This is a genomic window from Pseudomonas sp. PS01299, assembly GCF_029960145.1.
GTDB lineage: Bacteria > Pseudomonadota > Gammaproteobacteria > Pseudomonadales > Pseudomonadaceae > Aquipseudomonas > Aquipseudomonas putida_A.
This window is the reverse complement of the sequence record NZ_JASCPO010000045.1, coordinates 1-14,068: the sequence shown is the minus strand read 5'-3', so window position 1 is coordinate 14,068 and position 14,068 is coordinate 1. Positions and strand designations below refer to the sequence as shown.

Annotated in this window: 12 protein-coding genes; 3 read left to right on the top strand and 9 right to left on the bottom strand. The window is 60.9% G+C overall.

Annotated elements, in window-relative coordinates; genetic code table 11:
- Window positions 1–26: 26 nt before the first annotated feature.
- Together recJ and QMX91_RS10825 are read right to left on the bottom strand one after the other, a co-directional pair.
- Window positions 27–1,736 carry a single-stranded-DNA-specific exonuclease RecJ gene (gene recJ, locus QMX91_RS10830; RefSeq protein WP_282412700.1) on the bottom strand — a complete coding sequence of 570 codons (1,710 nt, stop codon included), beginning with the start codon at window positions 1,734–1,736 and terminating at the stop codon, window positions 27–29.
- Between the two features lie 55 nt (window positions 1,737–1,791).
- A complete protein-coding gene (locus QMX91_RS10825) occupies window positions 1,792–2,334 on the bottom strand; it encodes a YaeQ family protein (RefSeq protein WP_003222001.1) in 543 nt (180 codons plus the stop codon).
- 146 nt (window positions 2,335–2,480) lie between these two features.
- On the opposite strand from QMX91_RS10825, the gene QMX91_RS10820 reads away from it, so the two are divergent.
- Both QMX91_RS10820 and QMX91_RS10815 read left to right on the top strand, forming a co-directional pair.
- Complete coding sequence (locus QMX91_RS10820; RefSeq protein WP_095138297.1) at window positions 2,481–3,680, top strand: CaiB/BaiF CoA-transferase family protein; 1,200 nt, start codon at window positions 2,481–2,483, stop codon at window positions 3,678–3,680.
- Window positions 3,628–4,587, top strand: a complete 960-nt coding sequence (locus tag QMX91_RS10815) for a TIGR02285 family protein (RefSeq protein ID WP_225137657.1) — start codon at window positions 3,628–3,630, stop codon at window positions 4,585–4,587. The genes QMX91_RS10820 and QMX91_RS10815 overlap by 53 nt, the downstream gene beginning before the upstream one ends.
- A gap of 175 nt (window positions 4,588–4,762) precedes the next feature.
- Here QMX91_RS10815 and QMX91_RS10810 read toward each other — a convergent pair whose 3' ends face one another.
- From QMX91_RS10810 to xerD, 7 genes are all read right to left on the bottom strand, one after another.
- Window positions 4,763–5,044, bottom strand: a complete 282-nt coding sequence (locus tag QMX91_RS10810) for a DUF3509 domain-containing protein (RefSeq protein ID WP_282412699.1) — start codon at window positions 5,042–5,044, stop codon at window positions 4,763–4,765.
- A gap of 162 nt (window positions 5,045–5,206) precedes the next feature.
- On the bottom strand, window positions 5,207–5,614 hold the full coding sequence (locus QMX91_RS10805) for a DNA-binding protein (protein WP_282412698.1): 408 nt from the start codon (window positions 5,612–5,614) through the stop codon (window positions 5,207–5,209).
- 116 nt (window positions 5,615–5,730) lie between these two features.
- Complete coding sequence (locus QMX91_RS10800) at window positions 5,731–7,095, bottom strand: transporter substrate-binding domain-containing protein (RefSeq protein WP_282412697.1); 1,365 nt, start codon at window positions 7,093–7,095, stop codon at window positions 5,731–5,733.
- Between the two features lie 119 nt (window positions 7,096–7,214).
- Window positions 7,215–8,624: a threonine synthase gene (thrC, locus tag QMX91_RS10795; protein ID WP_027610971.1), complete on the bottom strand. Its 1,410-nt coding sequence runs from the start codon at window positions 8,622–8,624 to the stop codon at window positions 7,215–7,217.
- A 66-nt stretch (window positions 8,625–8,690) separates the two neighbouring features.
- Window positions 8,691–9,995: a homoserine dehydrogenase gene (locus QMX91_RS10790; RefSeq protein WP_007908972.1), complete on the bottom strand. Its 1,305-nt coding sequence runs from the start codon at window positions 9,993–9,995 to the stop codon at window positions 8,691–8,693.
- A gap of 131 nt (window positions 9,996–10,126) precedes the next feature.
- Window positions 10,127–10,858: a bifunctional protein-disulfide isomerase/oxidoreductase DsbC gene (gene dsbC / locus QMX91_RS10785; protein WP_007967782.1), complete on the bottom strand. Its 732-nt coding sequence runs from the start codon at window positions 10,856–10,858 to the stop codon at window positions 10,127–10,129.
- A 312-nt stretch (window positions 10,859–11,170) separates the two neighbouring features.
- Window positions 11,171–12,067 (bottom strand): site-specific tyrosine recombinase XerD, encoded by an 897-nt coding sequence (gene xerD, locus QMX91_RS10780; protein WP_003221987.1) that lies wholly within the window; start codon window positions 12,065–12,067, stop codon window positions 11,171–11,173.
- Between the two features lie 108 nt (window positions 12,068–12,175).
- Here xerD and QMX91_RS10775 point away from each other — a divergent pair, with 108 nt between their 5' ends.
- Window positions 12,176–13,984, top strand: coding sequence for a sodium:proton antiporter (locus QMX91_RS10775; RefSeq protein WP_225137654.1), 1,809 nt, complete (start codon window positions 12,176–12,178; stop codon window positions 13,982–13,984).
- Window positions 13,985–14,068 lie beyond the last annotated feature (84 nt).

Sequence of the window (14,068 nt, the reverse complement as noted above, 5' to 3'; positions counted from 1 at the left end):
GGGAGCGGGCTTGCTCGCGAATGGCGTCAGCGCGGTTCGATGTGGGCAATCATCAGTTGCACCGTCTCGTTGCCACGAAACTCGTTAACGTCGAGCTTGTAGGCCAGCTCGACCCACTGAATGGTCGGGTTCGGCCAGACATCACGGTCAATGCCGAAAGCGATGCCATCCAGCTTCACCGACCCGCACTCGCTTTTCAGCACCACTTTCAGGTGCCGCTCGCCGACCACCCGCTGCTCGATCAACTGGAACACGCCGTGGAACAGCGGCTCCGGAAAGTGCTGGCCCCAAGGCCCGGCATGGCGCAGGGCGCGGGCCAGTTCCAGATGGAATTCCTCGACCGCCAGCGTGCCATCCGACAGCATCCGCCCGGTCAGGTCTTCTTCGCGAAGTTGCCGACGCACTTCAGCGTCAAAAGCCTCGGCGAACAGCGGAAAATTCTCTTGCGGCAAGGTCAGGCCGGCCGCCATCGCGTGGCCACCGTACTTGGCAATCAGGTTCGGATGCTGCGCCGCCACCACGCTCAGGGCATCGCGAATATGGAAACCCTGCACCGAACGCCCCGAGCCCTTGAGTAAACCGTCACCGGCATCGGCGAAGGCAATCGTCGGACGGAAATAACGTTCTTTCATCCGCGAAGCGAGAATGCCGATCACACCCTGGTGCCACTCGGGATCGAACAGGCACAGGCCGAACGGCATCGATTCCACCGGCAAGTCCTTGAGCTGGGCCAGCGCCTCGCGCTGCATGCCCTGCTCGATGGATTTGCGATCCTGATTCATGCCGTCCAGTTGCGCGGCCATTTCCCGCGCCAGATTGGCGTCGGCAGTGAGCAGGCATTCAATGCCGAGGCTCATGTCGTCCAGGCGCCCCGCCGCGTTCAGGCGCGGGCCGACGATAAATCCAAGGTCGGTGGAAGTGATTCGCGCGGCGTCACGCTTGGCCACTTCAAGAATCGCCTTGATCCCCGGACGGGCACGCCCGGCGCGAATCCGCTCGAGGCCCTGATGCACCAGAATCCGGTTGTTGGCGTCCAGCGGCACCACGTCGGCAACGCTGCCCAGCGCCACCAGATCCAGCAGTTCGCCGATGTTCGGCTGCGGCTTGCTCTCGTACCAGCCGAGACTGCGCAGGCGCGCGCGCAAGGCCATCAACACGTAGAAAATTACCCCGACCCCGGCCAGCGCCTTGCTCGGAAACTCACAGCCCGGCTGGTTCGGGTTGACCAGCGCATCGGCTTGCGGCAGTTCATCGCCGGGCAAGTGGTGGTCGGTGATCAACACCTTGAGCCCGGCCTTCTTCGCCGCCGCCACGCCCTCGACACTGGAGATGCCGTTGTCGACGGTGATCAGCAACTGCGGTTCGCGGGTCAGGGCGACTTCGACGATTTCCGGGGTCAGGCCATAGCCGTATTCGAAGCGGTTCGGCACCAGATAATCGACATGCGCCGCGCCCAGCAGACGCAAGCCGAGCACGCCGACCGTACTGGCCGTCGCGCCATCGGCGTCGAAGTCACCGACGATCAGAATCCGTTGACGCTGCTCCAGCGCCGTCACCAGCAGATCCACCGCCGCCTCGATGCCCTTGAGCTGCTGGAACGGAATCAGCCGCGCCAGACTTTTATCCAGCTCCGCCTCGGACTGCACACCCCGTGCCGCGTACAAACGGGTCAGCAAAGGTGGCAGGTCACCGAGAAACGGCAGCGTGGCAGGCAACGGTCGAGGATCAATACGCATGGGCTAACGGAAACTTCTCTTGAATACGTGGGATTAATCAGTAAGCGGCGCAGGATCAGCCGCGTTCACCGGCCAGCCATTCCAGCTGGACTTCGTGCTGACCACGGTCGTCAGTGACGAAGATCGTGCCTTCGCTGATCATCACGTCCCACTTGATGACGCGCGGCATGTCCTTGGCCAGGGTTTCCAGTACTTCCTGCGGCACCGCAGCGATGTTGACGTTTTTCAGGTTCTTCGCCACCGGCACCACTTTGCCTTCCCACACGCGCAGACTGCCATAGGCCAGCAGACTGGTGCGTTCGGTGCGACGCGAGCACCAGGTCAGGCGATCGGCGTCCGGCTGACCGACTTCGATCCAGTGCAGAACGCGGTCATCCAGGCTTTTTTCCCACAGCGCAGGTTCATCCACGTCCGACAGACCACGGCCAAACGACAGCAGTTCGTTGTACCAGAGGGCGTAGGCCAGCAGCCGCACGGTCATGCGCTCTTCGGTTTCCGAAGGGTGACGGGCGATGGTCTGCTTGACGCTCTCGTAGACGCTGCGGTCGAGGTCAGTGAGGTTCAGTTCGAATTTGTACGTGGTAGACGGCTGGGCCATGAACGGGCTTCTTGATACGAGGAAAGTCGGCAAGTCTAACCGATGCCGTAGGCAATCATCGAATTGATGGCGATCAACCTGCGGCGTCTGACAGCCGGCTATGTTAAAACGCTGTATCCGCTCAGCCTTGTCCTACAGGATTCAGTATGCCGTTCGCCAACAAACCGCTCAGCGGTGTGAAAGTCATTGAATTGGGTACGTTGATTGCCGGGCCGTTTGCCTCGCGCATTTGCGGCGAGTTCGGCGCCGAAGTGATCAAGATCGAATCGCCCGACGGCGGTGATCCGCTGCGCAAGTGGCGCAAATTGTATGAAGGCACCTCGCTGTGGTGGTTCGTCCAGGCGCGTAACAAGAAGTCGCTGACCCTGAACCTCAAGCACCCCGAGGGCCTGGCGATCCTGAAAAAACTGCTGGGCGAAGCCGACATCCTGATCGAAAACTTTCGCCCCGGCGTGCTGGAAAAACTCGGGCTGAGCTGGGAAACCCTGCACGCGCTGAATCCGAAACTGGTGATGGTGCGCCTCTCGGGTTTCGGTCAGACCGGGCCGATGAAGGATCAACCAGGCTTTGGCGCGGTCGGCGAATCCATGGGCGGTTTGCGCTACATCACCGGCTTCGAAGACCGGCCACCGGTGCGCACCGGGATTTCCATTGGCGATTCGATTGCCGCGCTGTGGGGCGTGATCGGCGCGCTGATGGCGCTGCGTCATCGCGAGGTCAACGGCGGTCTCGGCCAAGTGGTCGATGTCGCGTTGTACGAGGCGATTTTCGCCATGATGGAAAGCATGGTGCCGGAGTTCGACGTGTTCGGCTTCATCCGCGAGCGCACCGGCAACATCATGCCGGGCATCACGCCGTCATCGATCCATACCAGCGCCGACGGCAAGCATGTGCAGATCGGTGCCAATGGCGACGCAATCTTCAAGCGCTTCATGCTGATCATCGGCCGCGAGGATCTGGCCAACGACCCGACACTGGCGAGCAACGACGGTCGCGACAGTCGCCGCGACGAGTTGTATGGCGTGATCGACCGCTGGGTCAATTCGCTGCCGCTGCAAAGCGTGCTCGACCTGCTCAATCAGGCGGAAGTGCCGGCTAGCCGGATCTTCAGTGCCGAGGACATGTTCAGCGATCCGCAGTACCTCGCCCGGGAAATGTTCCTGCAGGCGAAGCTGCCGGACGGCAAGCCTTTCAAGATGCCGGGCATCGTGCCGAAACTCTCCGAGACACCGGGCACTTCCGAATGGGTCGGGCCGCAGCTCGGTGAACACAATGCGCAGGTACTGCACGATCTTGGCTACGACGAACAGCAGATCGCCCGGTTGCGCGCAGACGGAGCTATCTAAGCTGAAACATCGGCAGACATCGGACGCCAACCGCGCCCACCACTGGTGGACGTGGCGGCTGTTCGGCCTGTTGTTTCTGCTCGCCCTGCCCGCCTGGGCGCAAGCGAAACCCACGCTGGTCTGGTTGCTGCGCGACCTGCCGCCCCTGACCATCTTCGAAGGCCCGAAAAAGGGCCAGGGCGTCATCGATCAACTGATGCCGATGCTGATCGCCGGCATGCCGCAATACGAACACACGCTGATGCGGGTCAATCGCGCCCGCGGCATGCAGATGCTGCACGAGCCGTCCTTCACCTGCGATCCGTCGCTGATCTGGAGCAAGGAGCGCACGCAATGGATCACTTTCTCTATCCCGGCGTTTCGCGCTGTCAGTAATGGTCTGGTGGTGCGTCAGAAAGATCGCGACGTACTGGCGCCGTACCTGATCGACGGTGAAGTCGATCTGCCGGCATTTCTGGCCAATGGCGAGATCAAGGTCGGAGTCGTCGCGGAACGCAGTTACGGCGAGTATCTCGACAGTCTGCTCAAGCAGGCTCCCGGCGGTGCGTTGACGCCGCATTATGGCAACGACGCCCTGAGCAGCCTGCTGTCGATGCAGCGCCTGGGGCGTCTGCAAGTGGTGCTGGGTTACTGGCCGGAGATCCGCTATCAGGCGCAGCAGGCGCAAATTGCCGAAGACGAACTGGTGTTCTTTCCGATTCGCGGCACCGGCAAGTATCTGTCTGGCTTTGTCGGGTGTTCCGATACTCCTCAGGGCCGTCAGGCGATCAGTGAGATCAACCAACTGCTGCGTACCCTGCCCCACGAGCAACTGAACCAGTCGTATGCCGACTGGCTGGACCCCGAAATGCGCACGGATTATCTGCAACAGGCGCGGATTTTTTTCGAGCAACAGGCCACGCAGTAAAACCTGCGGGCAAAAAGAAACCCCGAGCAGTGGGGAGACAACTCGGGGTTAAACGCGGTCTGCTTAAAGACCCGTAGCAGCAAGCGACAAGCACCGGAGCACAATGCTTGATCCTGCTGTTATGGGGTCTGACTGACGGGGATGCAGGAAGGTTCCCACAAAAAATATTTCATCTTTACAGGGCCGCACGCTTATCCAGCGCCGCATTGCGCAAGGCCGCGATCACACAGGGCTCCAGCCGCCCTTCGGCGATCAGGACGTCACGGTGCAAACCGTCAACCACATCTGTCAGAAGGCGTTTGTCGGTCAACTGCGCCTGATTGAATTCGCGCTCCACCACGAGGGCGCCGTTGCTGTTCTTCAGCGTCACCAGGCATTCGCCATGGGTGCCACACGGAGTCAACGTCACCTGATACGGGCTCAGAGCCTCACCGAGCAATAGACTGATACTTTCCATCTCGATCTCCACTCAATAGTCCGAAAACATTGTGCCTGGGGCGTGTTCACAATAAATGACCACCGGCCCGAGAAGAAAGTTCTGAATACCGCGCTGCTCCCGGAGCAGTTAGCGGTCTGTCAGAGCATGCACGGTGAAGATGACAGAAACATAACCATCGGCTCAAGCCCCCGCCGGATGGGCTGCCGCTTGCAGGTAGCTGTCCAGCAGCCCGCGCATCAGCACGGCCGAAACCGGCGTTTGCAGGCGCCCCAGCAGCATCACCTCGTGTGTTTGCAGCAGGCTTTCGAGATCGCTCAGCAAGCCCGGCGCTACACGCCCCAGTAGAATGAGCGCATTGGCCTCCCCTTCGGCCGCCAGATGGTGGATCAGCGCCAGGCCTTCCCCGCCTTTCAACTGCGGATCGCAGATCGCAATGTCGACCCGGGTGCGACGCTCCAGCGAGCAACGTGCCGAGGCCAGCGATGGCGCCGTGAGTACGTCATAGATACCGACCGCATTGAGCATCTGGTGCAACGCCATCATTCGATAAGGATCGGGTTCGAGAATCAGTACTTTGAGCGAGCGCATGGACGACCTCTGAAACGGCAATCGCGGACTCGTCCGCAGTTGCTGCCCACTTTAGGACAGCCTCCTTCAGTCCCCCATCGGAAAAGGAGGCGCGTGATATAGGAAATTTCCCTATATCAATGCGGATGTCCCGTCGTTGCCGCATCACGCCGGGTGATATCCGACCACCCGCCGAGCAGGCCTCGCAACTCCCCACTGGCACAGTAAAACGGCACCGTCCATTGATAGATGTCGCGATTACCCTGCTTGAATTGCAGGCGACGTCTGCTGAAGCGGGTTCGGCGGGTTCTCAGCTGAATCATGAACTCCTCATGCAGCATGCCGGCGGTGGCACGCGGCAGGGCATCGACGTCGATCAAGCGACACCCCTGCACCTGCTCAAAGCGGATCGACAACGCCTCTTCGTAGCTTTTGTTACAGAGGATCAGACGCCCTTCCAGGTCGCGAACGAACACCGGGTCAGGCATGGCGTCTATCAGCGCGCGCTGGAAGACCAATTGATCACCGAGCTGGCTTTGCACGTCTCGATGCTGTTTGATCAGCGCCGCCATTCGCCGATGCCATAACAGCGACAACCCACAAAAAGCCCCCACCACAAACACACCCCAGTAGCCCAAACGCGACCAGTGTTGCCAGCCCGCAGCAGCTGGTTTCGGCCCGATGCCGCCCAGCCAGTTCAGTCGAATGGCCCGCAGTTCGGAAGCCGGGAACGCTTCAAGCGCCTTGTTCAGGATGCTCAGCAATTGCGGCTGCCCCTTGCGCACGGCCAGAAGATCCGCCTCCCATTTTCCCTCCAGCAATTCGCCAACCTTCAGCAAGCCTGAGGGATAGAGCTGCGCACCGATTTCGTTTTCGATGGTGGCATAGGCCTCACCGCTTTCGACCAGCGCCCGTGCCTCGGCATAGGTTTTCACCGAACGTAATTCGATGGACGGATAATCGCGTCGGATCACCCCCTCCAGCGCATGCCGACCCGGCAACACCAGCACCCGTTTGGCCAACTGCTCCAGCGATTGCACTCCAGGCTCGCCGGCGCGGCCGACAAATACCCAACCGGCACCGCCAAAGGCATGACTGAAATCCAGGCTCAACCGGCGCTCATCATTCATCGCCAGGGTCGTGCTCATGTCTGCGGCACCGGTTTCCAGGCGCTCGAGCATCTGCGCGGTGGAAAACGACTCCCGGTAAACGAATTGCAACCCGGTCATGGCGCTGATGCGTTTGAGCACATCATTGTTCAAGCCGCTCCAATGACCATGCTCATCCAGAAACAGGTACAACGGGTACTGCTCCGCCGCCACGATCACCGTCGGGTTATCGCGAACCCACTGCCGCTCGGCTTCACTCAGCACAACGGTGCCGATGTACAACTGCTCTTCATCATGCGCCAGATGCGCCGCAACGCCCACGCGCCAGCCAACCAACAGGCACAACAGAAAAACCCGCTTCAGGGCGTGTTTCCATCCTCTTTCAAACAGCATTGCCACTTCCTTCGTGATCGACTCACCCGTCCTTCATGGGTGAAAACCCGAGCAGTGTGGCAGCAGAAACAAAAAAGCCCGTCAGGAGACGGGCTTCAAAATGTGACAGCTTTTTCGGCTTACAGCGGCTTGCCGCGGTTGCCGTGCTGGCTGACAAAGGCCTGTACGGCTTTCAGCTCGTTTGGCAGAACGGTGCAGCGCTCGTTTCGCTCAAACAAATCAGAAAGATGTGCAGGCAGTTCGAGAGCTTTTCCTACACCCGCTTTCTCCACGGCATCCGGGAATTTCACCGGATGTGCGGTACCCAGGATCACCATCGGGATGTCCAGGCTGCGGCGACATTCGCGCGCGGCCTTGACGCCGATGGCGGTGTGCGGATCCAGCACTTCGCCGCACTGCGCGTAGACTTCAGCGATGGTTTCGCAGGTTTGCGCATCGTCCACGGCCAGCGAGTCGAACAGCTTGCGGGCTTCGGTCCAGCGCTCTTGCTCGACGCTGAAACCACCGCCCTGCTTGAACGAATCCATCAGCCCGGCAATCGCCGCTCCGTTACGACCGTGCAGGTCGAACAGCAGGCGTTCGAAGTTCGACGAAACCATGATGTCCATCGACGGCGACAGCGTGGCGTGCAGGGTTTCCTTGACGTACTGGTTGCCGCTCATGAAGCGGTGCAGGATGTCGTTGCGGTTGGTCGCGACGATCAACTGGTTGATCGGCAGGCCCATGTTGCGCGCCAGGTAACCGGCGAAGATGTCGCCGAAGTTGCCGGTCGGCACCGAGAACGCCACCGAACGCGCCGGGCCGCCCAGCTGCAAGGCTGCGTGGAAGTAGTAGACGATCTGGGCCATGATCCGCGCCCAGTTGATCGAATTCACCGCCACCAGACGCGTGCCCTTGAGGAAGCTCTGGTCGGCGAAGCTGTTCTTGACCATTTCCTGGCAGTCATCGAAGTTGCCTTCGATGGCGATGTTGTGGATGTTCTCGCCGACAATCGTCGTCATCTGCCGACGCTGCACTTCGGACACGCGGTTGTGCGGGTGCAGGATGAAGATGTCGACGTTTTCGCAGTGCTTGCAGCCTTCGATGGCGGCCGAACCGGTGTCACCCGAGGTGGCACCGACGATGACCACGCGCTCGCCGCGCTTTTCCAGCACGTAATCGAGCAGACGACCGAGCAGTTGCAGGGCGAAGTCCTTGAACGCCAGGGTCGGGCCGTGGAACAGCTCGAGCACCCATTCGTTACCGTTGAGCTGACGCAGCGGCGCAACGGCGCTGTGCGAGAACACACCGTAGGTTTCTTCGAGGATCTTCTTGAAGTCGGCGTCAGGAATGCTGCCGGTGACAAACGGGCGCATCACGCGGAAGGCCAGCTCGTGATAAGGCAGACCGGCCCAGGAAGCGATTTCTTCCTGGGTGAAACGTGGCAGGTTTTCCGGGACGTACAGACCGCCGTCGGTGGCCAGACCGGCCAGCAGGACGTCTTCGAAATTCAGGGCCGGTGCCTGGCCGCGGGTACTGATGTAACGCATGACTGACTCCAATGGAGAGTGTGCACAACAATGGCCCCTTTCACGGGGCCATTGCAGGACAACGACTTAGTTCAGGTGCTCGACGCGGATCCGTACAACCGGACCATTCACGCCGGCCAGGGCTTCGAGGGCGGCGATCGCATCGTTGATACGCTGCTCGACCACGCGGTGGGTCAGCAGGATCATCGGTACCAGACCGTCGTGTTCCTCGACTTCCTTCTGCATGATCGACTCGATGTTGATGCCGCGCTCCGAGAGGATGCTCGCCACCTGAGCCAGTACGCCCGGATGGTCCTTGGCCTGGATGCGCAGGTAGTAGGCGCTTTCGCAGGCTTCGATCGGCAGGATCGGATGCGCCGACAGCGAGTCCGGCTGGAAGGCCAGGTGCGGCACGCGGTTTTCCGGATCGGACGTCATGGCGCGAACCACGTCCACCAGGTCGGCGATCACCGACGAAGCGGTTGGCTCCATGCCAGCACCAGCGCCGTAGAACAGCGTCGAACCGGCAGCGTCACCGTTGACCATCACGGCGTTCATCACGCCGTTGACGTTGGCGATCAGACGATCGGCCGGGATCAGCGTCGGGTGTACGCGCAGCTCGATACCGGCAGCGGTGCTGCGCGCCACGCCGAGGTGCTTGATGCGGTAGCCCAGCGCTTCGGCGTAGTTCACGTCAGCGGTGGTCAGCTTGGTGATGCCTTCGGTGTAGGCCTTGTCGAATTGCAGCGGAATGCCGAACGCGATGGAGGCCAGAATCGTCAGTTTGTGCGCGGCGTCGATGCCTTCGACGTCGAAGGTCGGATCGGCTTCGGCGTAGCCCAGCGCTTGCGCTTCGGCCAGCACGTCTTCGAAGGTGCGACCCTTCTCGCGCATTTCGGTGAGGATGAAGTTGCCGGTACCGTTGATGATCCCGGCGACCCAGTTGATGCGGTTGGCGGACAGGCCTTCACGGATCGCCTTGATCACCGGAATGCCACCGGCCACGGCCGCTTCGAATGCCACGATCACGCCTTTCTCGCGTGCCTTGGCGAAAATCTCATTACCGTGAACGGCGATCAGTGCCTTGTTCGCGGTGACCACATGCTTGCCATTCTCGATGGCCTTGAGTACCAGCTCGCGGGCAACGGTGTAGCCGCCCATCAGCTCTATGACGATGTCGATCTCAGGGTTCGTGGCCACTTCGAAGACATCGTTGGTAATCGCAATACCGGTCGTCTGGAACTGAGGCTTTGGCGTGCGCATGGCAATTTGTGCCACTTCGATCCCACGCCCGGCACGACGAGCAATTTCCTCGGCGTTGCGCTGAAGTACGTTGAAGGTACCGCCACCGACGGTCCCTAACCCACAGATGCCTACTTTGACCGGATTCACTGTGAACTCCCCATGAAACGGCCGACGCAAGGTCGGCCGGAAAACAACCGCGTGTTCGCGGCTCTCTATTAATGGCCCGGCGATGTTGCTGCCGGACCATGATCGTCAACGGCGGACCGTGACGATGCGAATTACTTGGCGCCCAGCGCCAGTTTGGCGACTTGTGGCGCCGGCTGGTAGCCCGGAATGACCTGTCCGTCGGCCAAAACGATAGCCGGTGTGCCGTTCACGCCAATCGACTGACCCAAAGCGAACTGTTTGGAAACCGGGTTCGCGCACTTGGCGGCCTTGATTTCCTTACCATCGACCATTTTGTCCATGGCGGCTTTCTTGTCGGTCGAGCACCACACGGCTTGCAACTGCTCGTCACCCGGCGAGCCGAGGCCCTGACGCGGGAACGCCACGTAGCGCACTTCGATGCCGCGCTTGTTCAGCTCAGGCACTTCGGCGTGCAGCTTGTGGCAGTACGGGCAGGTGGTGTCGGTGAACACGGTGATGTGCGATTTGGTCTCGCCCACGGCTGGGTAAACCACGGTTTCGGCCACTGGAATGGCATTGATCAGTTTGGAGATGCCCAGGCGTTCGGTCTTCTCGGTCAGGTTGACCGGTTTGCCGTCCTTGAGCTGGAACAGGTAGCCCTGAACGATGTACTGGCCGTCGGCGCTGGCGTACAGCACGCGGCTGCCCTTGAGCTTGACTTCATACATGCCCGGCAACGGGCTGGCGCTGATGCTTTCTACCGGAACCTCGAGTTCGAGTTTTTCCAGGCTTTGACGAATGGCTTTGTCGGCCGCGTCATCGGCGACGGCAAAGGTGCTGACCAACGCAATGGCTGCGGCGGCGAAAATCTGGGTCAGACGCATGAGAACTCCTGAAGGCGGACAAATGAAACGGTCAGAACGCCCGTGCCGGAACACCGGGTCATAACCGTCCATCGTGCAAACCGGCAAAGCCTACCACATAAGGCTCGCATGGCCGAATGCGCCTGACACAAGACACTCAAGGCTGACTGGCACACATTATTGTGGTGAGGGGATTTATCCCCGATGCAGGCGCTGCGGTCGTAAATGGATACTTTGGAATTTTATTGAACGCAAAGTTTTTGGGGCTGCTGCGCAGCCCGTCGGGGATGAATCCCCTCGCCACAGGTAATGACTCCAACATTGAAGGTTGCATCAGCCTCTTGGGTGGTGTTTGGCATGGAGGTCCTGCAAGCGCGCGCGGGCCACATGGGTGTAAATCTGCGTGGTCGACAGATCACTGTGCCCGAGCAACATTTGCACCACCCGCAGATCGGCGCCGTGGTTGAGCAGGTGCGTGGCGAACGCATGACGCAGGGTGTGCGGCGACAGCGATTTGCCGATCCCGGCGACCTTGGCCCAATGCTTGATGCGGTGCCAGAAGGTCTGGCGGGTCATCTGCTCGCCGCGCTGACTGGGGAACAGCACATCGCTGGGGCGCCCGCCGAGCAGCTCGCTGCGGCCATCGCGCATATAGCGCTCGATCCAGACAATCGCCTCCTCGCCCATCGGCACCAGGCGCTCCTTGCTGCCCTTGCCCATCACCCGCAGCACGCCCTGACGCAGGTTGACCTGCTCCAGCGTCAGGCTGACCAGTTCGGTCACGCGCAGACCACAGGCGTACAGCACCTCAAGCATGGCGCGGTCACGCTGGCCGATGGCTTCGCTCAGATCCGGCGCCTTGAGCAGCGCTTCGACGTCGGCTTCCGACAATGATTTGGGTAAAGGCCGACCGAGTTGCGGCATGTCGACGCGCAAGGTCGGATCGACCGTAATCAGCTTTTCTCGCAGCAGATAGCGATAAAAACCACGCACACCGGAAAGAAATCTGGCGGTGGAACGCGGCTTGTAGTTCTGCTCCAGGCGCCAGGACAGGTGATCGAGGATCAACTCACGACCGGCATTGATCAGCTCGAGGTTTTTCTCTTGCAGCCAGCCGTTGAACAGCGCCAGATCGCTGCGGTAGGCGCCACGGGTGTTGTCGGACAGGCCTTTTTCCAGCCACAGGGCGTCGAGGAATTGGTCAATCAGTGGATGGTCGATGGCAGGCATGGGCGCTCAAGGCACACAACCTCCGGGGCTGTGCGCAAATGTAGAGTGAACTGTAGGAATGGCCGCTAGTCTTTCATAGCCCGCAATTTCAAGGAACAGGGAGCTTCAATGAACGAGCAGCAAATTCTCTTGGCATTTGGCGGGATCGGCGTCGCTGCGTTGGGTTGCCAGTGGCTGGCGTGGCGCCTGAAGCTGCCGGCGATTCTGTTTCTGTTGCTGACCGGGATTCTCGCCGGGCCGGTGCTGGGCTGGCTCGACCCGCAGGAAATGTTCGGCCCGTTGCTGATGCCGCTGGTGTCGCTGGCGGTAGCGTTGATCCTGTTTGAGGGCAGTCTGACCCTGCACCTGTCGGAATGGCGCGAGATCGGCAGCGTCGTGCATCGGCTGGTGACAATCGGCGCGTTCACGACCTGGGTGGTGATTGCCGTCGCCACCCATTTTTTGCTCGGCTTCGACTGGCTGCTGGCGATCCTGTTCGGCAGCCTGACGCTGGTGACCGGCCCGACGGTGATCGTGCCGATGCTGCGGGTGGTGCGGCCGAAAGCCTCGATCGCCAACATCCTGCGCTGGGAAGGCATCGTCATCGACCCGATCGGCGCCCTGCTCGCGGTGGTGGTCTACAGCTTCATCATCGCCCGCTCCGAGGGCAACGGCCTCGAACAGAGCCTGTTGACCTTCGGCGGCGTGATTGTCTGCGGCAGCGTATTCGGGGTGGTCGGCGGCTGGGTGCTGGGCACCATCATCCGGCGCCAGTGGTTGCCGGAATACCTGCATAACCTCGCCTCGCTGGCGGCGGTGTTGGGGATCTTCATTGCATCCAACCAGGTGATGCACGAGTCCGGCCTGCTCGCGGTGACGCTGATGGGCATGTGGCTGGCGAACATGAAGGGCGTGGATGTGCGGCACATCCTGCACTTCAAGGAAAACCTCAGCGTGCTGCTGATTTCCGGGTTGTTCATTCTGCTGGCGGCGCGGCTGGACCTGCATGCTTTGATCGGCCTCGGGCCGTTGGTGCTGATTCTGCTGCTGGTGATTCAACTGATCGCGCGCCCGCTGAACGTGCTGTTGAGCACTGCCGGCTCCAGCCTGAGCTGGCGTGAACGCGCCCTGCTGTGCTGGATCGCCCCGCGCGGGATCGTGGCGGCGGCGGTGTCGGCGATTTTCGCGATTCGTCTGGATCAAGCCGGGCACGAAGGTGCGCTGCTGCTGGTGCCGCTGACTTTCGCGGTGATCATCGGCACCGTGGTGCTGCAAAGCGCAACCGCTCGGCCACTTGCACGCTTGCTGAACGTCGCTGAACCGGCGCCGAGCGGCTTCCTGATCGTCGGCGCCAACGGCCCGGCGCGGTTGCTGGGCAAGTCATTGCAGCAACTGGGCAGCCGCGTACTGTTGACCGATTCGAGCTGGGAGAATATTCGTGCGGCGCGCATGGAGGGTTTGCCGACGTACTTTGGTAACCCGGCTTCGCAGCATGCCGATGCGCATCTGGATCTGGTCGGGCTGGGGCATCTGCTGGCGCTATCGCCGTCGGGCGAACTGAACACCCTGGCGGCGATGCGTTTTCGACACGACTTTGGTCATCAACGCCTGTTTGGTCTGGCCAGTGGTCAGGAAAGTCGTCGCAGTGACAAGCATCGGGCAAGCCTGGAACATCGCGGCAATCAGCTGGGGAGCGAGGCGCTGACCTACGCCAAGCTGGCCAGCCTGATCAGCAACGGCGCCGAGGTCTACAGCACGACGCTGACGGACGGGTTCGGTTGGGAGGATTACCAGGCATTGCATGGCAATCGGGCGACGCTGCTGTTCATGCGCGATGACAGTGGCTGGGTGCATGTGGTGACGCCGGAGACCGCTTTGAAACCGGGATCCGGGTGGACGTTGCTGGCGTTGATTCAGCCTGAGAACAGCGATGCCTGAACTGACGCCTTCGCGAGCAAGCCCGCTCCCACAGTGTCCGTGTCGTACATAAACGTTGTAGACGACACATAACCTGTGGGAGCG